Annotated in this window: 24 protein-coding genes; 11 read left to right on the forward strand and 13 right to left on the reverse strand. The window is 35.7% G+C overall.

All coding sequences use genetic code 11. The annotated features are described in order from the left end of the window. Positions 1-13: 13 nt before the first annotated feature. From B8780_RS04720 to B8780_RS04730, 4 genes are read right to left on the reverse strand one after another with little or no spacing between them, the layout of a single operon-like run. Complete coding sequence (locus B8780_RS04720) at positions 14-832, reverse strand: cytochrome c oxidase subunit II (RefSeq protein WP_011178107.1); 819 nt, start codon at positions 830-832, stop codon at positions 14-16. Between the two features lie 9 nt (positions 833-841). Beyond that, the gene (locus tag B8780_RS04725; RefSeq protein ID WP_236719390.1) at positions 842-1453 is read right to left on the reverse strand and encodes a sulfocyanin; all 612 of its coding nucleotides are present in this window, start codon (positions 1451-1453) and stop codon (positions 842-844) included. After that, the gene (locus B8780_RS08115; protein WP_153274219.1) at positions 1441-1662 is read right to left on the reverse strand and encodes a hypothetical protein; all 222 of its coding nucleotides are present in this window, start codon (positions 1660-1662) and stop codon (positions 1441-1443) included. Before B8780_RS08115 ends, B8780_RS04725 begins: the two co-directional genes overlap by 13 nt. A gap of 9 nt (positions 1663-1671) precedes the next feature. Beyond that, positions 1672-4197, reverse strand: coding sequence for a cytochrome c oxidase subunit I (locus tag B8780_RS04730; RefSeq protein WP_084272837.1), 2526 nt, complete (start codon positions 4195-4197; stop codon positions 1672-1674). 324 nt (positions 4198-4521) lie between these two features. Between B8780_RS04730 and B8780_RS04735 the strand changes: the two genes are divergently transcribed. Further along, entirely contained in the window at positions 4522-5274 is a 753-nt protein-coding gene (locus tag B8780_RS04735; RefSeq protein WP_084272838.1) for a DUF929 domain-containing protein, read from the forward strand. Between the two features lie 13 nt (positions 5275-5287). Here B8780_RS04735 and B8780_RS04740 read toward each other — a convergent pair whose 3' ends face one another. Further along, positions 5288-5470, reverse strand: a complete 183-nt coding sequence (locus B8780_RS04740) for a hypothetical protein (protein ID WP_084272839.1) — start codon at positions 5468-5470, stop codon at positions 5288-5290. A gap of 103 nt (positions 5471-5573) precedes the next feature. Between B8780_RS04740 and B8780_RS04745 the strand changes: the two genes are divergently transcribed. Beyond that, positions 5574-5792: a hypothetical protein gene (locus tag B8780_RS04745; RefSeq protein WP_153274141.1), complete on the forward strand. Its 219-nt coding sequence runs from the start codon at positions 5574-5576 to the stop codon at positions 5790-5792. Between the two features lie 2 nt (positions 5793-5794). Here B8780_RS04745 and B8780_RS04750 read toward each other — a convergent pair whose 3' ends face one another. The 3 genes from B8780_RS04750 to B8780_RS04760 are packed head-to-tail and all read right to left on the reverse strand — an operon-like array spanning position 5795 to position 9953. After that, on the reverse strand, positions 5795-6970 hold the full coding sequence (locus B8780_RS04750) for an MFS transporter (RefSeq protein ID WP_084272840.1): 1176 nt from the start codon (positions 6968-6970) through the stop codon (positions 5795-5797). 1 nt (position 6971) lies between these two features. Then, complete coding sequence (locus B8780_RS04755; RefSeq protein WP_011178101.1) at positions 6972-7757, reverse strand: hypothetical protein; 786 nt, start codon at positions 7755-7757, stop codon at positions 6972-6974. Between the two features lie 9 nt (positions 7758-7766). Beyond that, positions 7767-9953, reverse strand: coding sequence for a 4Fe-4S binding protein (locus tag B8780_RS04760; protein WP_011178100.1), 2187 nt, complete (start codon positions 9951-9953; stop codon positions 7767-7769). A gap of 91 nt (positions 9954-10044) precedes the next feature. Here B8780_RS04760 and B8780_RS04765 point away from each other — a divergent pair, with 91 nt between their 5' ends. After that, positions 10045-11538 carry a hypothetical protein gene (locus tag B8780_RS04765; RefSeq protein ID WP_084272841.1) on the forward strand — a complete coding sequence of 498 codons (1494 nt, stop codon included), beginning with the start codon at positions 10045-10047 and terminating at the stop codon, positions 11536-11538. Positions 11539-11549: 11 nt separating this feature from the next. Here the strand turns inward: B8780_RS04765 and B8780_RS08120 are convergent, their stop codons facing one another. After that, positions 11550-11702 (reverse strand): hypothetical protein, encoded by a 153-nt coding sequence (locus tag B8780_RS08120; RefSeq protein ID WP_153274140.1) that lies wholly within the window; start codon positions 11700-11702, stop codon positions 11550-11552. Positions 11703-11799: 97 nt separating this feature from the next. On the opposite strand from B8780_RS08120, the gene B8780_RS04770 reads away from it, so the two are divergent. Both B8780_RS04770 and B8780_RS04775 read left to right on the forward strand, forming a co-directional pair. Continuing rightward, positions 11800-12726: a pyridoxal phosphate-dependent aminotransferase gene (locus B8780_RS04770; RefSeq protein WP_084272842.1), complete on the forward strand. Its 927-nt coding sequence runs from the start codon at positions 11800-11802 to the stop codon at positions 12724-12726. Between the two features lie 45 nt (positions 12727-12771). Next, entirely contained in the window at positions 12772-13323 is a 552-nt protein-coding gene (locus tag B8780_RS04775; protein ID WP_011178097.1) for a Rossmann-fold NAD(P)-binding domain-containing protein, read from the forward strand. Here B8780_RS04775 and B8780_RS04780 read toward each other — a convergent pair. Beyond that, complete coding sequence (locus B8780_RS04780; protein WP_084272843.1) at positions 13318-15678, reverse strand: M1 family metallopeptidase; 2361 nt, start codon at positions 15676-15678, stop codon at positions 13318-13320. The genes B8780_RS04775 and B8780_RS04780 overlap by 6 nt on opposite strands. Positions 15679-15751: 73 nt before the next feature. Here B8780_RS04780 and B8780_RS04785 point away from each other — a divergent pair, with 73 nt between their 5' ends. Next, positions 15752-16138 (forward strand): hypothetical protein, encoded by a 387-nt coding sequence (locus tag B8780_RS04785; RefSeq protein ID WP_084272844.1) that lies wholly within the window; start codon positions 15752-15754, stop codon positions 16136-16138. Here the strand turns inward: B8780_RS04785 and mobA are convergent. The 3 genes from mobA to B8780_RS04800 are packed head-to-tail and all read right to left on the reverse strand — an operon-like array spanning position 16135 to position 19597. Then, positions 16135-16677, reverse strand: coding sequence for a molybdenum cofactor guanylyltransferase (gene mobA / locus B8780_RS04790; protein ID WP_084272845.1), 543 nt, complete (start codon positions 16675-16677; stop codon positions 16135-16137). The two genes, B8780_RS04785 and mobA, sit on opposite strands and share 4 nt — an antisense overlap. Continuing rightward, the gene (locus B8780_RS04795; RefSeq protein ID WP_084272846.1) at positions 16674-18389 is read right to left on the reverse strand and encodes a molybdopterin molybdotransferase MoeA; all 1716 of its coding nucleotides are present in this window, start codon (positions 18387-18389) and stop codon (positions 16674-16676) included. Before B8780_RS04795 ends, mobA begins: the two co-directional genes overlap by 4 nt. After that, on the reverse strand, positions 18380-19597 hold the full coding sequence (locus B8780_RS04800) for a molybdopterin molybdotransferase MoeA (RefSeq protein ID WP_084272847.1): 1218 nt from the start codon (positions 19595-19597) through the stop codon (positions 18380-18382). Before B8780_RS04800 ends, B8780_RS04795 begins: the two co-directional genes overlap by 10 nt. Positions 19598-19697: 100 nt before the next feature. Here B8780_RS04800 and thiD point away from each other — a divergent pair, with 100 nt between their 5' ends. From thiD to speD, 5 genes are all read left to right on the forward strand, one after another. After that, positions 19698-20468: a bifunctional hydroxymethylpyrimidine kinase/phosphomethylpyrimidine kinase gene (gene thiD / locus B8780_RS04805; protein ID WP_084272848.1), complete on the forward strand. Its 771-nt coding sequence runs from the start codon at positions 19698-19700 to the stop codon at positions 20466-20468. Next, a complete protein-coding gene (locus tag B8780_RS04810) occupies positions 20465-21469 on the forward strand; it encodes an AIR synthase family protein (protein WP_011178090.1) in 1005 nt (334 codons plus the stop codon). Before thiD ends, B8780_RS04810 begins: the two co-directional genes overlap by 4 nt. Next, on the forward strand, positions 21466-22080 hold the full coding sequence (gene thiE / locus B8780_RS04815) for a thiamine phosphate synthase (protein ID WP_084272849.1): 615 nt from the start codon (positions 21466-21468) through the stop codon (positions 22078-22080). Before B8780_RS04810 ends, thiE begins: the two co-directional genes overlap by 4 nt. Positions 22081-22101: 21 nt before the next feature. After that, positions 22102-22875 carry a DUF7839 domain-containing protein gene (locus tag B8780_RS04820; protein ID WP_084272850.1) on the forward strand — a complete coding sequence of 258 codons (774 nt, stop codon included), beginning with the start codon at positions 22102-22104 and terminating at the stop codon, positions 22873-22875. 168 nt (positions 22876-23043) lie between these two features. Next, positions 23044-23436 (forward strand): adenosylmethionine decarboxylase, encoded by a 393-nt coding sequence (speD, locus tag B8780_RS04825; RefSeq protein ID WP_011178087.1) that lies wholly within the window; start codon positions 23044-23046, stop codon positions 23434-23436. The last annotated feature ends 37 nt before the right edge of the window (positions 23437-23473 follow it).

The raw sequence follows: 23473 nt of genomic DNA on the forward strand, positions 1-23473 counted from the left end.
AATAAAAAATTATTTAATCACCGGCAGATGGCGGTGTGGGTGTTATTCCACCGTCGTATCTGTTGCCACCATATGACTGGCATATGCCAAAGAAATCAAATGTCTGGTTCATCTCACCAGGCTTCTGCTTTGATTCCCACTGCTCCCACTGCTTTAATGGTATTACTGCAACAGGGCCCCTCATGTGTGCATGGCCGAGACCGCAGAGCTCAACGCACTCAAAGTAGTAAAGACCGGGCGTTGTTATATTGGTCCATATGAAATTATAATGACCTGGGAATGCATCGACCTTTGTTACATTAATTAGATAGAACGAATGCATGACATCAACACTGGTAACATTGAACTGTATTGGCGTATCTGCTGGAAGCACTGCGAAGTGCCTTGTTGATGAACCATTTGGATATATAAATATCCACTGCCACTGGTAGCCTATGACATCTATATACATGTAATGATGGTTATCTGTCGGTGCGCTTGGAGCTGCTCCGGCAACCCTGACGCCGTATGCCGGTGGCAGATCGTAGACCATTAATGATAGCAGGATTAATACAACAAAGAGCACAAACACCTTAAACAGTGTTTTATTGCCGCGCTCTATTGCCTCTATTCTGCCAGGCCTCATATCATCCTCATGTTCCTCTGGTTTTTTCTTTATATGATCCCAGTTCCTTATGAATACATAGATGTACCAGAAGGCAAAGCCTGCGCCTATGACAATTCCGGGCAGTATATATGCCAGGAATATTGATGTGATTAAATCACCGCTTATTGATCCCTTTGGTATTAGGTGATATACATCCGGGGTTATACCTAATATTAAACCACTCATTTTTTCACCTCATTTTATTGTATAATATGGCTTTGTTATTGATGAGCTGACTATTACATATATGTACATACCTGCCTCAGCGTGTGTTGTTAATCCACAGACAAGCCAGTATTTACCTGGTTCCGTATTGTTCCACCATATTGACCTTGAATGTGCGGTATTTCCATACCATATAGGTAAAACAACTCCTGTGCTGTTTATAACCTTCTGCACATGAACACTTGTATGGGCCCATATTGGACCACGCGCCCACTGTGATGGATATGGTAACTCTATTTTAAGTGTGTGCGGCTTAACCTCATAATCTGTTAATGTTAGCTTTACGTTTATGTGCGCCGGCAGATATATTGTCATGGCACCATATGATGTTCCATTAAAGTTAAATGGGTATGCATTTGAATGGCCATTGCCAACGCCCCAGTTGCATAAATGTATATATGCGGTTGGAACAGAGCTGTTTTTATTATAGGCTATGTAACCATTTGAAACCTTCTGGCCATCGGACATAACGGTATTCATCGGGTGATATAATGCAACTGTAAGTGCAAATGCCGCTATCAATACTATGGCGACAATCAGTACTGCTATTGCAGCCTTTTTTACATTGCTTATGAGAACCACCTCCCCATAAAGACGTTCATGAAGAGCCAGAGCGAGAACCATATTGCTATGATTATAATTGCCATGGCATATGGATTCTTCCATATGCCAATTTCTCTGTACTCTATGTCATCCTCGTCAAGATATTCGTCTATGTTCTCCTCGACGTATTTTACATTCTCTATCTTTTTATTTACATTCTCAACATTCATATTGTTATTCTCTGTCATTTTATCACCTCAAACAAATATATATCCTATGCCTGTAAACACAGCCGTAAGAAATATCATTGCAAGGAACCACATTGCTATGTCTATGCCTGTTGCCGTTCTGCCCCAGAGAACCCTGTCGCGTTTTGTTACCTGAAGTGCATACTTTACAAGAACTGCAACTATGCCTATCATGAAGGCTATCTGTATGAATGTTATTATATAGTACATTGCTGAAACAGGGTTGTTATGAACTGATGAGAAGTTTACTGATGTATATGGCCCAAGATACAGTAATGATAATATAGTTGTTATTATGAATATTATCGATAGTATTATTGATATAACCATGTTTGTTCCGCTCTTTGTTCTGCTCTTTGATATTGCACCCCTTAGGGACATCCAGGCGAAGAGTGCCGCAAGGCCTATCGCTATTATTGATATTATTAAGTATATCGTTGATGTTGACGGGAAGAACCATGTAACAGGATCTGGTGAATAACCGCCTGAAACATAAGGTGATACAGACTGTAATTTTAACCATTCAACGACACCGAACATTGTGGCAATGAATATCATGTTTCCTGCAAGGAACATTAGCATGCCAAGCCTCATGTTGTTTAGACCCTTCATAACCGGCTCGTCCTTGAATGTTGGTGATATTGTTGGAACCTTTATCTTGTAGTCATCGTATAACCAGCCTACTCCACCCCAGGCAAATACTGCTATGCCAACGGCTATTATTACGAATCCGAGGTATCTATATAACGTGCCAAATGCGTATGGTGGATAGCCCATTAATGCAACGACTGCACCAAATATGCCTATGAATGAACCTATTGTTAATAACAGTGGTCTTGATGATAGCAATGGCTTCTCTATCTTTGTTGGCTTGTTCTTGTCTAAAAGCAGATCCCTCATATCACTGCCGCCAACATATGGCTCATAATCAAAGTTGTAGTATTTGGGCGGGTTTGATGTAAACCATACAAAACCTGCGCTTGCTCTGTATGGATTATCATCCTTGAGTTTTTCTCCATACTTTAATGACCATGCAAAGTTGGCAAACATTATCAGGAATGATAAACCGAATATGAATGCACCAGCGGTTGCTATCTCATTGAATATTGTGTAACCGAAGCCTGACTGATATGTATATACCCTTCTTGGCAGATCATACAGGAAGAACATCGGGAAGTATAGTATATTCACTCCTGGATATGCAAATGCCCAGTGGATTCTGCCAAGCTTTTCACTGTACATTCTTCCAGTAAACTTTGGGAAGTAATAGTATAGATTGCCCATTAATCCCATTACCGCGACTCCGACCATGAAGTAGTGGAAGTGTGCAACCACATAGTAATCTCCATGGACTATTGTATCTATTGCCAGCGATGACTGTGTAACTCCAGAAACACCGCCTATCATAAAGGACGTTGATGCGGCCAGAGCGAATAGTATCGGTGTCTGGAATTTGTGCCTGCCGCCTATCATTGTTGCTATCAAACCGACTATAAGCATGGATGTTGGTATTGATATCGTTTCAGTGAATATGCTATCTGCCATTAACCATGCAAAGACTATACCGGTCATGAATGTGTGGTGCAGGAAAACCATGACACTATCAACGGATATTGCACCCATTGCAGCTATCATCCATTTCTTAAGATATGGTGGCCTGTGGTTTAGATTTGATAAATAATCGAACATTGCCCCTGTTCCAGGTAATAGCAATAGGTAAACCTCTGGATGGCCAAAGTACCAGAACAGGTTTTCCCACATTAATGCACCACCATAGTTTGATATATAGTATGATGCATGCATTAGGTTTCCAACCAGTAACAGGAAGAATAAACCTGTTATCTCAGGGAATACAAACCAGGATATTGCAGCAACCCAGAAGACAGCCCATACAAATAATGGTAAGTTCATCATTCTGTAGCCTTTTGCCCTGGCCTTGAATATTGTTGCAAGTATCTCCGTTGAGGCTATTATTGTACCGATACCTCTTAAAACAACTGCTGCGGCAGCTGTGTCAGCCCCAAGATATGGTGTGAATTTAAATGAGCTTAATGGCTCATAGACTGTCCAGCCTGTATCAAGGTTTCCACCAGGTAAGAAGAATCCAGACCATAGCATGATACCGCTGAAAAGGAAAAGCCAGTAACCAAGAGCATTCATTCTTGGATATATCATATCCCTGGATCCTATAGCCAGCGGTATTAAATATATACCAAAACCTGTACCTAGAGGCCCAAGAAACCATATAAGCATGGTTAATCCGTGTATTGTAACCAGCTGATTGTACTGAAGTGCATCGAGAAATCTTCCTGAAAAGATGCTGTATTTCACAAGATCATATCTTGGTATCGCAAGCTGCACCCTCATGAGCAGTGCCATTACACCGCCGCCTATGAAGAAGAACAGAGAGGTAAGTATGTAAAGAAGGCCTATCTGCTTGTGGTTTGTTGTAAAGATCCAGCCCTTCACTGAATTATAGATACGGTTGTATTCCTCATACTTACCGTTCGGATTTTCAGAAGTTTCCATACTCATTTAATTTCATATTAATACTTTAATGTAATTGTAGAAAATATTCTATTTTTAACATTTTTAACAAAATTCGAAGATATTGTAATATATTAATACATATAATTAATGAATATAAATATTTTATATCGTTTTAATTTATTTAATAAACTATTTCTGAATAAATTATATATATTTATTTTTAAACGATTCATACTTTTATAAGATAACCGGTGAAATTAACGATTTCAAAAATTGAATAATTATTTAAAAGATGATAATTTAATATCATTAATTGAAGGATTTAGAAATTAATAATAATTAAATATTAATTTTATATAATCTAATAAAATGGCAAATATCAATTATAAACTCCTCGTGTTGTTCATAGCCGTTTTTGTTGTGATAGCGTTTTTTGCTGTGGATTATGACCTTTACCATGCATCTAAACCAGAGTGCATTGAGATAAACAACTACTGCAAGGTCTCGGATAATGATCTTCTAAAAAATGGTTCCAATGCAATATATTTTATAACATGGGATAAAAGCCCAATAGGTGCGGCAGACTCCTGGGCCATGTATGAACTATTGCTAAGACATGGCATTAACATAAATAATCCATACTTTGATAATTCAACCTCACTCTTACAGTGGCCTGGAACGCCGGCACTGATATTTAATTCAAGTTACACATTTACATACGATAAGATAAAGGTTGAATTTTATCCTGAGTACATTTACAATGATATATCGAATAATAGCAATTGCATAAGTTCAGGGTTAAACAGGTTAAAGTCCATGGTTCCTGAATCAATATACAATGTTGTAAAGACATATACAACAGATGTACTTATTTCAGGAACACATTACACAAGTGCAAATTTCAGTGCAATACCGCATATAAACACGGTAATAATTATAACAGGGAAATATGGTTCTTACATATACAATGGATACATAATAGATCCGGATGATTTTATAAACAGCACATCACATTCCACTTATTCTCCGGAATATGTATTTAATCTCACAAGAAACAATGATTTTGAGGCAGCAAATGTTGCAACGGCAAGCATACAAAGTTATCTGGCAAAAGTAATTTAATTTTTTTATAGATTTAAGCACTCTTCTTTTTTCTGGTTAATATCACAAGTGCAGTAACAAAGCCTATGCCAACAAGCAGCATCACAACGTCTACAGCATAACCAGCCTGATAAAAGCTGCTTATAATGCTGCCCGTACTTAGCATAACTGGCAAAAAGCCGAGACTGAACATTTTATTAACATTTTTTGAAGCCATGAGATTATATTATTTAAAAATATTTAAATTTTGTTTTTTTGTATCATAAACATTCATAATGTAATAAAAAATATTTATATAGAATAGAAATATATTATATCTGGTGAGTATGGACAGGCTATCAGAATTAATGATTGGTATGGGATTTCTCTTTGCTGGCGCTGTACTTTTATTCCTTGGGATCTATAACCAGCTTTATCCAAAAATAATCATTGAGATGCTGGGTGCTGCGATCTTTATAATAGGTCTTGGCATAACATCAGTGCTCGTTGTCATATGGGGCACACCACAGAGGCCAAAAAACAGGGGTTATTCAAATTAAATTTATGGATTTTTTTTATATATCTCCCTGAAGCCGGTTGTTTTATAGAGCACAATTATTGAGATCATTATAAATAATGATATTGTTATTGAAATATAGTCAATGTTCTTTATATTTATATTCACCGAGATCAATCCAGGTATAAGACCGCCAAAAAAGACACCGGCATGCTGCATTGATGTGTAAAAGCCAAGGTTTCCACCGTATGAGTCCCTTGAGGCAAGCCTTGTTATTAAGGTTGGAAAGACGATCTCACTTATTATATAACCTGTGTAAAATGCAAACACACCGAGTATAAAAACAATGTTATTATTCATAAAATAATCCAGATAGAAATATACAGGTGCACTGATCAAAAGTATTATTAACGATATTAGTGAAAAACGTACTGTTTTATCCCTGTCAGCCGGTTCTGCAAGGCCAACGCCTATAATGCCAGCAACAACCACAACTGGTATAAGAAACTCATAAAAATTGCTTACTTTATAGTACCTTGTGGCCAGGAATGGAAGATAAAAATAGAATGTAATCATATATAAATATATAAAAAAGCTTATAAACGATATTAATGCCAGTCTACCAGGTATCCGTGATTTTAAAGGTTTTTTATTATATTTTGATCCTTCATGAACAAGGCTCACAGGAACTGCCGATATTATTCCAAGTATGGAGGCTATTAAAAATACATATGAGTAGCCAATAAATGATGCAAGAACCGGACCTATAAGAACGCCAAGCATAAATGACGCGCCAATGCCTATACCTATTAATGCGTCTGAAACGTTTCTTGTATTTTCAGGTACATTTTCATGAATTAGTGCTATTCCTGCGGCGCTCACAGAGCCAATACCCTCAAGAAGTCTTCCAGTTATCAAACCGTATATATTATCTGGAAATGCGCATATTAGATTTCCTATTATAAAAGTGGCTATACCCATGTATATTACATTTTTTCTGCCTATTTTATCTGATAGCATGCCAAATGGCGTCTGGGACAGTGCCATTGTTATACCATATGCGCCAAGGGCAATGCCCGATAGCAAAAGTGATGATGTAAATTTATGGCTGTAAATGGAAAAAATTGGAAGAACAAGAAAAAGCCCCATTGTTCTGAGGCCAATTGTTGTTGTTACAAGACCTATTGTTCTTCTCTGTGATTTATTAAATTTTCGCATCATTTTAAATCACTTTGAACAGGCTCAGCTGGAAGAATATTGATATCACTATTAGTATTGTCATTGTCTGATGTAATGGTACTATAAAGCCTGGTCTTGCAGCATTTTTATTAACAAAGATAAACACCATTATCCCAACAAGTATTTGAATTGCAAGTATAAGTATTGCAACGTTGTAATTATAGAAATATATCGATAGTATTATTATAAACAATAAGACGCTTATTCCATGCAATGTCCATATGTACTGTGATTTTGTCTTTGGAAATTTAAAGTAACCTATTGGTTTCTGGAAGCCGCGCTGGCCTGTTGTCATACCGCCCATGAATATTACAAGGAAGAAGAAGTATATTGGTATTGTATTTAATATAAATGATCCAAGATTTGAATAGTATCCTGTAAACCCTATTAAATATGTAAGCGCTGTTGAGTAAGCAAGTATATCATGAAGACCCTGAACCACGGATGGCGCCTTTCCTGCCAGTGTGTAAAGCGTGGCCATGCCAAGCAGGGCTGTTCCAACTATTAATACAAAGCCCGTTATTGTAACTATATCAAAGTGAAGAATAAGAAGTGCAAGAGAGTTTAGGCCAAGCAGTGTTGCAAGTATCCTGTGCCATACCTCTGGGTCTCCTGTCTTTGCCTTTTCAGGCATATCCCTTGTGTATGGCCAGTTTGTCCCAAGGGACAGGCCATAGCCGTATCCCTCAACGGTACCGCCAACGATAATTATCATAAAGGCAAGAACGGTTTGAAACAAAAAATCATAATGTATTATATTTGATAACATATTAACACCTCATTTAAATCCAGCCTTCACATCTTCCTGTGATGCATGTGTTGATTTTAATATTTTCTCTTTTATGAACGTTCTAAAATCATAAAAGTATATATTATTGTAAGGGCAGGCACGTATGCAATCACCGGAGCCGACGCATTTTGAACTCTTAAAGTATCCATTTTTTATAAATTCTCCGGGCATCTCTGCAAGCCCAGTCTCACATGATACGGCGCAGGCCTTTGTCTCACATGTTTTGCATAGATTTTTATCATGAACCTTTAATTTAAAGAATCCCAGGTAGCTAAACAATCCTACAAACGTTCCTGTACTGCAGAATCCATAACGCCTGCACGGACTCATTCCGGTGAAAGGTATTGATATAAAGAATGCATAGAATAGTATATCCCAGAAAACTATTACATATAGATACGCCGGGTCTATTCCATAAAAGCTAAATCCAAGACTGCCTGTTCTCATGTAATAATATGAAAATATGGAGCCAAATATGGCAAACACCCATGACACTGAGATTACAGGATAAAGATAGTCCTGGAACTTCTTACCAATGGTCTTTCTGCTAATCCTTGATTCATAATTATAGGGTATCATTGCCTGGGCTATGCTGCTACCGTACATTATTGTGTATGGACATAGTGTTGAACAGTATGCTCTTCTACCAAATAGAGAGGCAAGAATGGCATAGAGCACGTATGATCCAATCAATGGTATAACAAGGTATGGATATATACCAGCCTCGTATCCGGTTGTTGGCCATAACGGTAATAGATTATACCATGCAGGATTCAAAAAGTTTGGGCCAAGTACTGTGTAAATTGCATATGCGGCCAGTGCAATACCAAGGTTTACCCTTTTGCCAAGATCCTTTATCTTTTTCATCTGGAATATTACAAGTGCACCCATTTCAAGGCCTGTTATAATAAGAAACTCGGGTGAGTTTATTATCTCGCCTACAAGGTATATACCTGCAAGGAAGTATGAAAACGGATTCTTAAAAACGTATATTCCACCAAAGCGTACAAGGTAAAATATAGAAAAATTTGATACCCCGTAGTTTGCCGGAACATAAACATGATAAAAAAGCTTTGAAAAGGCATATATGTACTTTGAATTTACAAAATAAAGCGAGTAATCTCTATATGTGTTATAAATATCAAAATATGGCTTGAAATTAAATATTGAAAAATTCATGGATGCTGCCAGAAGCCATTCCGATAAAAATGAAAGTAAAAGAACAAGGGCCATAAATGGTCTTGTGTCCTTCAATGCATATTTTTTTATTACTACATGTTTCTGAACCAATGCAGAGCTTATGCTCTCACGGAATATACTGTCAAAATAATAGTACATGCCAAAGATTATGGCCATTGCGAGCAGAATCCATGCCAGTCCAAACGGTCTAAGCACAATTGACCCAACAAATGTACCTGCGGCCATTAAAAAATAATCTATAAAAACCATTCTTATGTGATGCGCATCATCCCTTGGTAGAAGCATTTTATGATCTGCTATGTACTCAAGTGTGATTATCATAAATATTATCATTATAATGGTTTCGCCAAGTATACCTATAAATATAAACTGATTATTTCCGAGAAGTGTTGGTGAGAACATATCCATAAGAAAGATTGATATCGATGCGTATTTATGCATCCTCTTTGGTTTATAAACAAAGAAGATTACAATCATCTCCACGCTCATGGGTATTAAAAAATAGAATGTGTTTATGCCATAGCTTAATGGCGTTACAAATGCAAGTGAGTAAAGTAAATGATAATAATCAAAGTTTACTATTGTAGGATTGAAAAGGTAATAAAGGAATATACCCATTGAAACCTCGTTCCATATTAAAAGAAATGTAAAACCCTCACCGATGCCCCTTGTTAAGCCCTTTCTTCCTATACCACCATGGATAACTGCTATAAATGTTGCCACCAGGGGCTGTGTCATTAATGCCATGCCTATTGCAAATGATAGTATGGTATCAAGCATGCCACGTTTTGTTGTTATGTAAAATGTAATTGAGTTTAGCATGCTTGCCATCATCGCTGTAAATATTCCTATTGCTGCAACCTTTGCAAATGAAACAACATATCTATATTTAACTATGTATGAGAAAACGACTGTAACATATAAGGTCATCAGTACTGCTGTAAGCAGACCGATGATAAAAGTTACCTCATTCATAACAATATGTAATTTTGATCATTGTTTTATAATTAATTATAGAACATTTTCTACAATTAGATTTATTATGCAATGTTAAATTGGAAATTGAATGAAAAGAGACGTTATAGACAGTATAATAATCTCGGTTTTCACGTTATATTTATTTATATATTCAATGTACTCAGGTATAATATATATTTTCAGCAACAGTTTATACCCTGCTGAGTATCAATCATTCTTTGTTTTTATACCTTACATAATGCTTCCATTGCTATCAATATGGAAAAATAATAAAATGATTGAGCGCGTCTATGTATATTTCATGTTTCTTGGATTTGTATCTTTTATTATACTTTTAACAACATATATATATGAACCAATGCTGGAGATACTCGATATTGTTATTATAGCATTCTATACAGATGTTCTAGATCAGTACTTCCAGAATAATAGAAATCTCTTCTACCGTGGTGTAACATTCGTTGCGATCTTCTTTATTATGTTTTCAATAGCAAGGTTCTTTGTCTATGTTCCGGCAACGGATCCAAGCAGGATAGTTATAGATTCAATATATGCAGATTATGCAAGATCACAGGTCCCATTCTTTTTCTATTATGGAATAATTATAAGGATAGCATATATAAATATAACAACATCGATCCAGGCAATAATATTATATATTGTTCTTTCAGTACTTCTTGCCGAGAACTATTTCCTGATCTTTGGTATTGTTAAGGGAAATTCAACGGCGTCTATGATAAATCCAACACTTACAGGCGGAATATCCGCATTAAGCTGCCAGTGCGAGGGACTTACGGCAACGCTGCCAACAGTTGCAGCCGTTGTTGCCAGTGTTATATCCGAGGCCCTTTTAACAGAGAGCATAGTACTTTTAATAATGAGCAATATAATATTAAATATATTCCTGAATAAAAGGTCAAGAATAACACTGGTATCAAGTGTAAAGAATATAAGGGATAGCAACATTTTTCCAGTGCTTGCACTGTTCTTTGTTCTTGTATTCCCTGTGGCGGAAACCATAGGAATAATTTTTAAACTTGAAAAAACATCGATGCTGTTCTTCTTTGGCATGAACCTTTTAACATTTATATCAGGCATATTTTTAATATACGGTATTTACAGAATAGGAATTAATATAAAAATAAGCAACATTGTTAACAAGGGTATATACATATTCATCGCATCATTTATAATGTTTATATGGTTCATACCCGGAATGGCATTATATGCATACACAGATTATGGCATTTTTATTTTAATGAACATTATTTCATTGATATCTGGAATAATAACATACATAGTTTATATTAACATTGAAGAACTTAAAAGGGCATACGTTGAATTTATATCAATGATGTTCAGCATGACAGGCCTTGTTATATTTTATATATCAACAATATCAAAGATTACAATATATCCTGAATTCGGAATTGCACAGCAGCTATACTTCGCTGCAATGCTCTGGGCCGTATCGTTACCATTCATGTGGTTAAGCACCATAGATACAATGTACATGTATTCAATACCAAGGGATGCAATTAAAAATAAAAATAAATCAAATAAAACAGTGGTTTCAGATTAATTTATAAAAATTTATTTTCTCATTATAAACTCCTTTACCATGATTGTTGCACCGATTGCCACCAGGGCACAAACCGCAACGGATACCTCTATGAACAGTGTGGCCGTGTTTGGATTGTATGCTGCTGGATGCAAGGTCAGGAAGTTTAATATCTGTGTAAGCATGTTATTAAAAATAATACATAACTATAAATAAGTTATTGTAGAAGATGTTCTACATATTAAAATGCATAGGTTAAATACAAACAATAAATAATGTTCCATGATATTCCTTGATAAGAATGAAAACCCATTCGATGTTCCTGAAAAAATAAAGCAGGATTTCATTGAATTTGTAAAAAGGGCTGGTTTCAACAGGTATCCAGAAAGGGGATTGCCTGATCTTTTAAATGCAATATCCGATTTAACGGGATACGATGCAGATAATCTAATTGCCGGAAATGGCAGTGACGAGCTCCTTGAGAGGATAATATCAAATTCTGAATCCATATTAATAAGCACGCCGACCTTTGAGATGTACTCATTCTATGCAAATAATTACAATAAGAGATTAATTAATGTACCATTAAAAAATGATTTTAACATTGACGCGGAAAGAATTGTTGAATCAGATGCAGAAACCGTAATAATATGCTCGCCAAATAATCCAACTGGAAATCTACAGAACATCGATGACATAAAGTATATACTTGATTCTGGCAAGAATGTTGTAATAGACAATGCCTATTATGAATTTTCAGGATACGATTATAAAGGCCTTGTTGACAGTTATGATAATTTAATACTTTTAAGGACGTTTTCAAAGGCCTTTTCAATGGCAGGCCTGAGGATAGGATATGGAATCTCAAAATCCAGTATTATTAAGGACATAAAAAGGAAGATGCCACCGTTCTACATGAATATATTATCAGAGGGTATTGTAAGACTGGCCGTTGACAATTATAAGTTAATAGAGGATAGAATAAATTATATAATAAAGGAGAGGTCAAGGGTTTACAATGAAATATCAGATATGGCATTTAAAAGTGATGCAAACTTTCTGCTGCTAAAAAAGGATCTATACGATTACATGATGAAAAATGGTGTTATGATAAGGAAGCTGCCACTTATGCCAGGCTACTCAAGGATAACCATTGGTAGTGAGGATGAAAATAACGTGGCCATAAAGCTTATAAAAAATATTAAATAATTATTTCAATAAGCAGATTAAAATACAAAAAAGGAATAAGCCCACATGAATCTTAAGGGAAAAAGGGTTTTGATCACCAGCGAGTCTGGTGTTGCAGATAAACTTTGCGAGGCCTTTGCAAGAAACGGTGCCATGGTATACCTGGTTTACAGCAACCATGAAAGGGCTGAGAACATTAAAAGGAAGATTCAAAACATGGCGAGGTTCATAGAGATAGGAAAAAACATAGATGACTTCCATGATTATGATGTTTCAATAAACAACATATTCATAGATACAGAAAATGATAATGAAATTTACAGATTCCTGGAGCATGGCCTTGGCAATATTAATAAAATAAAGTCAAATTTTATTGTAAATGCAGTATATGCAAGAAATGATAGCTATTTATACCGTGTTATAAGAGATGTCTTCAATGACGTTTCAATTGAGATGAAAAACAAAATTTTAAAGACTGTTGCAGGACATAAAATAGATCCGGAGTATATTATAAAGGCCCCAGGCAATTCAAAGGAGGAGACAAAAAACCTTGACTTTGTTAATGCCGTTCTCTTTGCAGCAATAGAGGATTATAATATAAAGGAAATAGAATTATAATTTTATATTTTTGTTTAGGTTTTCAAAGACATTTAAGAATTCTAGGCCCTTCTTTATTCCGCCATCTATGTCAATATTTTTTATTTTTGAGGCTTCCCTTCTTGCTCTCTCCGGATCATACAAACCTGCATATGATATCATTGTCTGAACAGTCCTGTTTATTCTAAGAACGCTGGCCTTTATGTTCATTAATGTATCTATTATCTCAAGCATGTTCTCTATTAAAAATTCCCTTGCATCCTTGTTGTATGACATTGCTATGAAAAATGAGTTTGCATCCTGCTTTTTAACCCTGCCTGATGAGACCAGATCCATGATCTTTTTGTAATTATCATTGCCTGAGAGCATTGAAATTGCATATATTGCCTTTGTTTTATCCTCGTCGTTGCTTGCCTTTAACAGTATATCTGTTAAATAATCAATGTTGTTCTCTATCCTTGCCCTTGCTATTAGATATGATAGCCTGAAGTTTGAATCCGTTTTGTAATAATCATTGTATTCTGAAAGCAGCTTTCTATCGAATTCTAAATCGTAATGTGCAAGCCTCTCGTAAATGGAGGCCAGTACTATGGTATAATTAAAGTCATTCTTTTTATTTTTCTCTATGAATTCCATTTTTTCCTGCGCATAGAATTTTAATTCATCTAGAAAGTACTGGTTCATTGTTATGCTATAAAGATTGAAGAACTGCTTTGATATCTCATCTATTATTAATGCATCATTTAATTTTTTCAACGATTCAATTCTGTTTGAATATGTTTTTAAATCGATCTTTCCTGAGAGCAAAAATGCATAGAGATCGTTTGCAAGACCCCAGCGTTCCAGTGAATTTATTTTATCTATGTTCTTTATAATATTCTCATATGTTGTATCATCGTATAATACCCTGTAGAATCCATTATGATTATAATTTAATGATAGAACATCAGAATCAAGCTCGATCTCCTTTGAATTAAACAGTAATGTCTCTGTTCCGGACATGCGGTTTATGAATAATGGTATTGGCCATGTTTCATCCCTATCTTCAAGGAACAGAAACTGCGACTGCCTTAATTTTAATCTTTCGCCGGATTTTACCTCTATGTATGGATATCCCTGCTTTGAGATCCAGAAATTCATCATTCCAGAGATATCCTTTTTCGATGAGGCGTCCATGGATGCCCAGAGATCGGAGCCTGCAGCGTTGCTGTATGAGAACTTCTTTAGATAGTTTCTAAGGCCGTTCATAAAGAGATCGTCACCAATGTATGCCTCAAGCATCCTTAAAACGTTTGCGCCCTTGCCGTATCTTATCTCATATGAAAGCCTGGAAACGCCCTGGGGATCTGAAACCTCTGCATTTATAGGATGTGAATTCACAATGGAATCCATTGTGTATGCACCGTCTGTCTGATCCAAAAGAAAATCTTCATAGAAGTGCCATTCCGGCTCTGTATCATTCACTGTTTTAAATGCAAAGAACGTTGCAAAGCTCTCATTTAGCCAGAGATCGTTCCACCACTTCATTGTAACAAGGTCGCCGAACCACTGATGCACAAGCTCATGTGTAATTACCTCGGAGGTTCTTTTATAGCTTTTGTTTGAACTTGACGAGTCTATGCTTAACAGTATCTCCCTAAAGGTTATTGCACCCCAGTTCTCCATTGCACCTGCTGCGAATTCAGGAACTGAGATTAAATGCAGTTTTGGCAGCATATACTTTATATTTGTGTAATTTTCAAGATAGCTCAGTGATTTCTTTGCAACCTCTATAGGATAATCCGAATGGGCCAAATGACCCTTCATTGCAGTTAAATAGATGCGTTTTCCATCATAGAGATCGGAGCGTTCATCGAACCTGCCAACACCTATGTAAACGAGATATGAGGACATTCTTGGCGTGTCATTGAAATCTATAATTTTTTTGTCTTTCTCAATGCTTTCTGATCTTATCGGCATGTTCGATATTGCATTTAGTTCCTTATCTATTGAAACTTTTAAATGGAATACTGATTTATATGCAGGATGGTCAACGCATGGAAATGCACGTCTTGCATCTGACTCCTCGAACTGCGTTGAGAGTATGTATTCATTTTCGCTTCCAGCAAGGTATAGGCCTTTAAGGCTTCTTGATACATTTGCAGAGAACTTTATATGGAATTTGCCTGAGCCTGAAACGTTGTTTATTGTAAAGCCATTATCATCATTATTTATATTACATTTATTACCATTAAATAGAATCTCATTTATTTCAATGTCAATGGCATCAAAATGTATGCTGTTTTCAAGATTATTTACAGTAATATCCTCCTCTCCTGTATACCTTTTTCCATAAAAATCAATATCAAGGTATATATCATATCTATTAATTTCCATGCAGGGTAATTATAAATATTTAATAAAATTTTTCCATGAAAAGTAAATATATATATTAATAATATTAGCAGATATGATAAAATTCAGCAACATAAATCTTTACAGAAGATACATAAGCTATGGCATAGCACTGGCACTTCTGGTGCAGTTTATATTTGGCATCTATATAAATCTATATGTAAATATAGCATCCGGGAAGCTTAATAATCCTGTACTAATAGTGCACATACTCATCGGCTTTATTTTACTGGTATTAACATTTATATTATTGATACTATCATACCATGAAAGATTGTATTTAGTGCTTTCGCTGGTTTCGTTTATACTTATAGCAGTTGCAGGTTTATCCGGATTCTTTTTTATCATTGTAAATTCATCTTTATACTCATTTATAATGGGTGTTTCATTCGCAATTGTATTTTTTTGCCAGTATCTTTACATATCAATGTTAAAGGATTAACAGCCAAGGTAATAATTTATTTCTTTTAAATCGTTTAATGTGTTCACACTCATTGTTTTAAAAGTATTGATGTTTAAAATCTTAAAATTGCTCTTCATTATAAATTTATAAATGCTTTTGCTGCCAGACAATATATATTTATCAAGATCATTTATTATTGATTTATTATAAATTGAAAGCAGTGGCTGGATAAAGCCATATGAAGATACGGCCAGAGAACGCCCGTTGTAATTATCCATTAAATATTTTAATATATTATAATCCAGAAGTGGCATATCACCACCGACCGCAAGGAATTCACTGTATTCTTTTAAGCAGGACATTAATGAATCTATTAAAGTCCCTTTGCTTTTATCGATTACAATATCGCAGTATTCTGAGTAAAGCGTTTCATCCTTGGTGTACAATATTATTTTATCAAAGAGCATTGATTCGTTTATTATTCTTGATATTCTTTTTATCATCTCCTCACCGCATATCATTGCATGGTGCTTTCCAGGAAACCTCTCGCTCTTCTTTGCAAATATAATTGATATCATAGTTTTTCTATTTCATTATATATAACCTTAAAGTATTTGCTGTTCCTTGATATGTAAAAATTAAAATCAATGAATCCGAGACTTTCAAAAGGCATTTTATAAAGATCAGAATATATTTTGTATGTTATTCCCGCATCGCATCTTTTTTCATTAACATAATATGAGACCGTGTATGGGTTCTCCATGTAAAGCACGGATCTGAAATTTTTTAGTAACGGTTTTGATCTCTCATAAAGCCCGGAACCGTTGTAAAGCACTGCAATGATATCTCTTTTATCAGAATTTTTGCATAAACCGTATTCAACGGATTTTTTTATTGAATAATAGTCCTGATGATCTATATCTGAATAATTTGATATATATACATCGGCCTCATGGTTTTTCATGGATTCAATTATATTGTTGTATCCAGCCTCAACAAATGCATAATTTAAATTAATATTAAGATATGGATAGTACTGACCATAAAAAAGTATCTCCGGCACATCGTTGTTGAATAAATGTGCTTCCAGTGAAGATCCCTTTTTGAGGTAATCATTTTCGGATCTTATTATTGAAAAACCATTTGCCCTTTTTATCCTTGTTATTGATCCGGAATCACCTGGAACGGGATAAAAAACATATAAATTATCACGCTTTACAGCCCTTACAAGCATTAAATCTGTGTATCCCCTGTGAAGTCTAAAAGTGCTGCCTGTTATACCATTAACGGTACATATTTTATAATTATAATGAAGCATGTTAAACAATGCTGGTATAACAAGTGAGTAAAGAAGCATCATTGATGAAACTGGAAATCCTGGCATTGCCAGTATTAATTTATCTTTGTTTATTCCAGCGGCCATTGGCTTTCCTGGCTTTACCCTCAGCCCATGAAATATTATCCCTGGACTAATGTTTTCCAGTATTTTATAAACCATGTCCCGGTCACCGGCAGATGTGCTGCCTATTGTTACTGTTACATCATTTTCATTAACTGATCTATGTATCGCATTTGATATTTCATCGTATGAGTCCTTTGCTATATTATATTTTATAACTGAAAATGCCGGGTATTTTTTTAATTCAGAGTACATTGATGCACTGGAATCATATATCTTTCCAGGAATGTAATCATCGCCTGGATTTATTAACTCATCACCGGTTGGTATTATGCCTATACTTAGTCTTCTCAATACCTTTAATCTGGACTGGCCTGTTGATGCCAGAACTGCTATATCACGCTCATCAATCATCTTGTATTTATTTATTATAAGTTCGCCGGAGATTAGATCCACACCGGCATTTGATATTTCGTTAAAAATTTCAACTGGTTTAATGAATTTTATGTAATCTGATTCATTCTCGGTATCCTCAAATGGAACCATGGCATCGGCGCCAATTGGTATTATGCCTCCTGTTGGTACCTTAATACAGTAGCCGTGGCCTGGATGTTTTACAGCCTTTTCACCGATGTATGTTTCACCGGCAAGCTTTAATCTTACAGGTTTATTATAATCCGCATTTAATAGATCATCGTGAAGAACTGCATAGCCATCGACCTGCGATCTTGAATAAAGTGGCAGGGGCATTCTGCTGAAAACATCCTCTGCAGATATTCTGCCGATGGCATCATTTATATTTATAACCTCAACATCATCGATCTTCCTGATATTATTAAGCTTCAATGATGCCTCATTTATATCAATTAAACTGTGAAATATCATGCCCATTTTACATCACCGATAAGGTATGCCATAACAATTGAGTTCATTGCAATACCCTCAAGGCCATCATTTATTATTATAAATGAATTGCCTTTTATAACGCTTGAGATCAAACCAGAACCTGTTGTCTTCAATGGCTCTATTATTACATTATTATCCGAGATGTATGTCCTGCAGATCTGAAACTTTGTGAATCCTATCCTGTTTGAAACGTTTGATGAAAGCCTTCCAGATATGGGTTTTTCAATGCTTATATTAAAGGTATTCTTAATGATCTTTGATATTATAAAATATGATGATATTAATGCCGCCACAGGGAGGCCAGAGCATGATATAACCGGCCTGCCATTTAAATTAAATAGTGAAACCGTTCTCCCAGGTTTTATTGAGACACCGGAGAATATGCATTTTCCAAGACCGGAGAGCACATCTCCTACAAGATCATAGCGGCCTATACTGCTGCCACCGGTTATTATCATAATATCACAGTTGTTTATATTTTTATTAATTATATTCATTATCTCATTTTTATCGTCCCTGGAGATAAATGGACCGATTACATCAATGTATGGCATTGAATAGAATGATTTTAGCATGTAACCTGTTGAATTCCTAACTGAATTATAATAAACCTCGTCCCCGGTGTTTATAATGCATAGTTTTATCTTTTTATAAACGTCTATTTTTTCTATTTTTACCGCTTCCATTGCCGCAATGTGCTGCGCCTCTATTAATGAATCCTTTTTGATTATGTTAAATCCAGGATATAGATCCTCGCCCATTTTAGAGATGTTCTCATTCATATTTAAATGCCTGTAAACCATTATTGAATCGCCGTGGTTCTCCGTGTCCTCGGCCTTTACAACAGCATTTGAATTTATTGGAATGTATGATCCTGTGTACACCTCGGCACATTCACCATGGTCTATTGATCCTGGCACCTGCCCCGGCCTTACAGTATATTTTATATCCAGCCTGGCAGGATTTTCAATTGAGGCATTCATGGTATCATCAGATATTATTGCATAGCCATCAACAGCGCTCTTATCATTATCTGGAACATATTCATTTGATAATACATCTGATGCCGAGATCCTGTTTAATGCACTGGCAATGCACAATGTTTCGGTTTTGATTTTTAATTTCATGCTTATTTTTCCCAGGGCATCGTTATAACTTATAAAATTTTCAAATCCCCTCATTATCCTTTTCATTTAATTTATTATTATTCAATAAAATATTACCTTTTTCCATTTTTACCTTAAAAAATTTTTAAATAGCATTGAACGATTTAATATTACGATACCAAGGGTAATGACTGTTGCCTCCACTGATTCCGGTGGTGGTGCAGGTGTAATGGCAGACCTAAAAACAATGACTGCGCTCAAGGTTTTTGGAACGGCAGTTATAGTATCATTAACTGCCCAGAACAGCGTATCTGTAAGATCTATATATGAGCTCCCTGAACAGTTTATACGGGATCAGTTCTATGAAATACTGAGCGATATCGGAACAGATGCAGCAAAGACAGGCATGCTTTTTTCTGAGAATATAATAAACACGGTTTATGATGAGATGAAATCATATAATGTAAAAAATATAGTTATAGATCCCGTAATGGTCTCAAAAACCGGTGCCAGATTACTAAAGGAGGACGCAATAAAGGCACTTGTAAATAAATTAATGAAGATAGCAACACTTGTTACGCCTAATATACCGGAGGCTGAGGTAATAACCGGCATGAGGATATCGGATCTAAATGATATGAAGAATGCCGCATTAAAAATATATAACATGACCGGCGCATCAGTGCTTATTAAGGGTGGCCATATGGAATCAAGTGTATCAGAGGATGTACTTTATAACGGTGAATTCTCATTTTATTCTGATAAAAGAATAAACACAAAGAACACGCATGGAACAGGCGATACACTTTCATCTGCAATAGCATCATACCTTGCAATGGGAAAAACACTTGAGGATTCCATTTCAATGGCCAAGGAGTATATCGAGGGTGCTATTATAAATTCATTTCCCATGGGCAGGGGATACGGCCCATTAAACCATTTCTGGAGGATACCATGACAGGAAAGATATCAAGAGAATTTTTTGAAAGCAATATAATAAAAAGGCTTGGTTTTTTAAGAGATGAGGTTGTAGTACCGCCTGAAAACGGTGTTGATGTTGGCATTGTAAGGCTTGGGAATGGCTACCTGGCCGTTACAACAGATCCGTTTTACATCGATCCTGTTTTTGGTTTAAAAAAGGCCGCATGGTTTGGGTTTCATATACTGCTTTCAGATATTTACACATCTGGCATACCAGCCATGTACATGAGCATAGACCTTAATCTGCCACAATCAATGAGCGATGATGAGTTCAATGAGATCTGGACGGTAATAAACGATGAGTCAAAAAAGTACAATGTTATGGTGGTCACGGGTCACACTGCCAGGTACGCAGGCGTCAGTTATCCAATGATTGGCGGTGTTACATTAATGGGCTATGGTGATAGATATATAACAACAAAAAATGCAGGTGATGGCGATATAATAATAATGACAAAGACATGTGCACTTGAGGCATCATGCATATTATCTTACACATTTCCAGAATATATAGAAAAACATCTTGGCATGGATACATTAAAAAAACTAAATGATCTATTTTATAAAATGACATGCGTTAACGAGGAGATTTTATCCATTGATTTTGGTCTTGATAAGATAACATCTATGCATGATGCAACCGAGGGTGGAATAATAAATGCATTGTATGAGATAGGAAAGGCTTCCGGTCATGGTGTAATCGTGAATAAGAATAACATAAATATAGATGAATCAGTTTCAAGGGTAACAAAGCTTTTCAACATAGACCCGTTGAGATCCATAAGCGAGGGCACTCTGTTAATAACCGTAAAGAGGAATTTTGCAGATGAATTATTATTAAAACTTAGATCTGCCGGTATAGATTCATACATAATAGGCGAGTTAAAGGGTGATGAGATAAAATTCGATACGGGCGAGATGATAAAACCAGGTGATGACCAGATCTGGGATGCCCTGTCAAGGGATGATTTAAGATGAAACTTAGTGGCCTTTATCTGGTAACAAAGGATTATTACAATAGAAACTTTTTTAACATTGTCGAGGAAAGCCTCTCGGCAGGGGTAAACATATTGCAGTACAGAGATAAGACGAATCCATATAATATAAAGATAGAGGCCGGAAGAAGATTAAAGAATCTGGCCTACAAATACAATGTGCCATTTATTGTTGATGATTCGCCGGTGCTTCTGGACATACTTGACGCCGATGGCATACATATAGGAAAGGACGACCCGCCATTTGAATACATAAAAGAAAGGTTCCCTGGCAAAATCATAGGCGTTTCAACATACGGTGATATTAACCTTGGAATTAAATATGAAAGGCTTGGCGCAGATTACATAGCCTTTGGATCATTTTTTAAAACGAGCACAAAGGATGATGCGGAAATGTGTGATATCAATATTCTTAATAATGCATCAAAATTCAATATACCGGTCTTTGCCATAGGTGGAATAAACACCAGAAACGTTGATGAGCTTTTAAAATACAAAATAAGCGGCATTGCGGTTGTCTCGGCGATCTTTGATGCAGCGAATCCAGGAGAGGCCACAAGGACATTTCTTGAGAAACTAAGAAAAATATTATAAATACATTTATATTTTCACATCATGAAATTGGAACAGGCATTTATAACGCAGATAATGATACTCATGAGCATAAGGAATGGCAAGAGAAGGCCATCCGAGATTGCCAGAGATGTTAATATTACGCTTCAGGGTGTAATATATCATTTAAAGATACTGAGATCAAATGGATATATAGATGATGATAATAATATAACATTAACGGGTTTTAATTATCTTTACAATGGATTAAGCGATATGGAGAATTTTTTCAAATCAAATCTAATGGAAATGGATTCAATAATGACATGGGAGGCAATAGCCGCCTGTGATTTAAACAAAGATGAAAGGGTTTACCTTTACATGGACAATGGCTATCTATATGCCAAAAAGGATAAAATGGATGGTGCAACAGGTATTGCCGCGATTTCAACAAAAAAAGGTGGATGCACCGGTGTAACATCAATAAACGGCATAATAAAGCTCAACGTTGGCTCTGTTGATATAGCACAGATAAGCAACGTTGAGGAGAATGTTAATTACAAAATTTTAACGGATAGATTAAAAAATATAATAGAGAGTAAAAAATATCATTTTAAAGGGGTGCTTGGCGAGTATGCCTTTACGGTTCTAAAACAGTCAAATATAAGGCCTGATTTTGAGTATGCCCCAATAGAATCCGGTTACGATGCCGCCCGCAGGGGTTTTAGCACGATAATAGTAACGTCTAAAAGAATGATGCACTTTTACATGGACAGAATAAAGGAAATGCAGAAACAGTATCCTGAAATAAACATAAACATGTTTACTATTGATTAATATATTTTTAATAATATATCATTAAATAAATAGTTATTTTTTATCAGTGCTTACAATTATTATAATGAATATGAAATAAAAAATTAAACGCCCCATTTTTATAAATATTTAAATACAACATTCATATTATGAGTGATTGTTAAGAGGTGAAAAAGATTATGGAGGACGATGAAAGTGGCAGTAGGGGTACATATTATTGCGGATTTATACGGTGTAGATGCAAGGTTAATATCTAGCTCCGAGGCAATATCACCAATAATGGAAAATGCCATTCAGGAAGGCCATTTAACAAAGATCTCATCTGAATATTATCAGTTCCGGCCGATGGGTGCAAGTGGGATAGCCCTTCTGGCTGAGTCCCATCTGTCTTTTCATACATGGCCTGAGTATGGGCTTGTAACCCTTGATATATACACCTGCGGCGATAGAAGCAATGCAGACAGGGCATTTGATTATATTATAAAGGTTTTGAAACCGACATCTGTTGATTATCGCAAGATGGAAAGAGGATCACAGATAAAGGAAGATGTAAGGATTACAGATCCACAGATGATGCTTTGAGGCCCGGCCCATTTTATATATTAATCTTGTTTAATTT

It is taken from the genome of Picrophilus oshimae DSM 9789, from assembly GCF_900176435.1.
GTDB classification, from domain to species: Archaea; Thermoplasmatota; Thermoplasmata; order Thermoplasmatales; family Thermoplasmataceae; genus Picrophilus; species Picrophilus oshimae.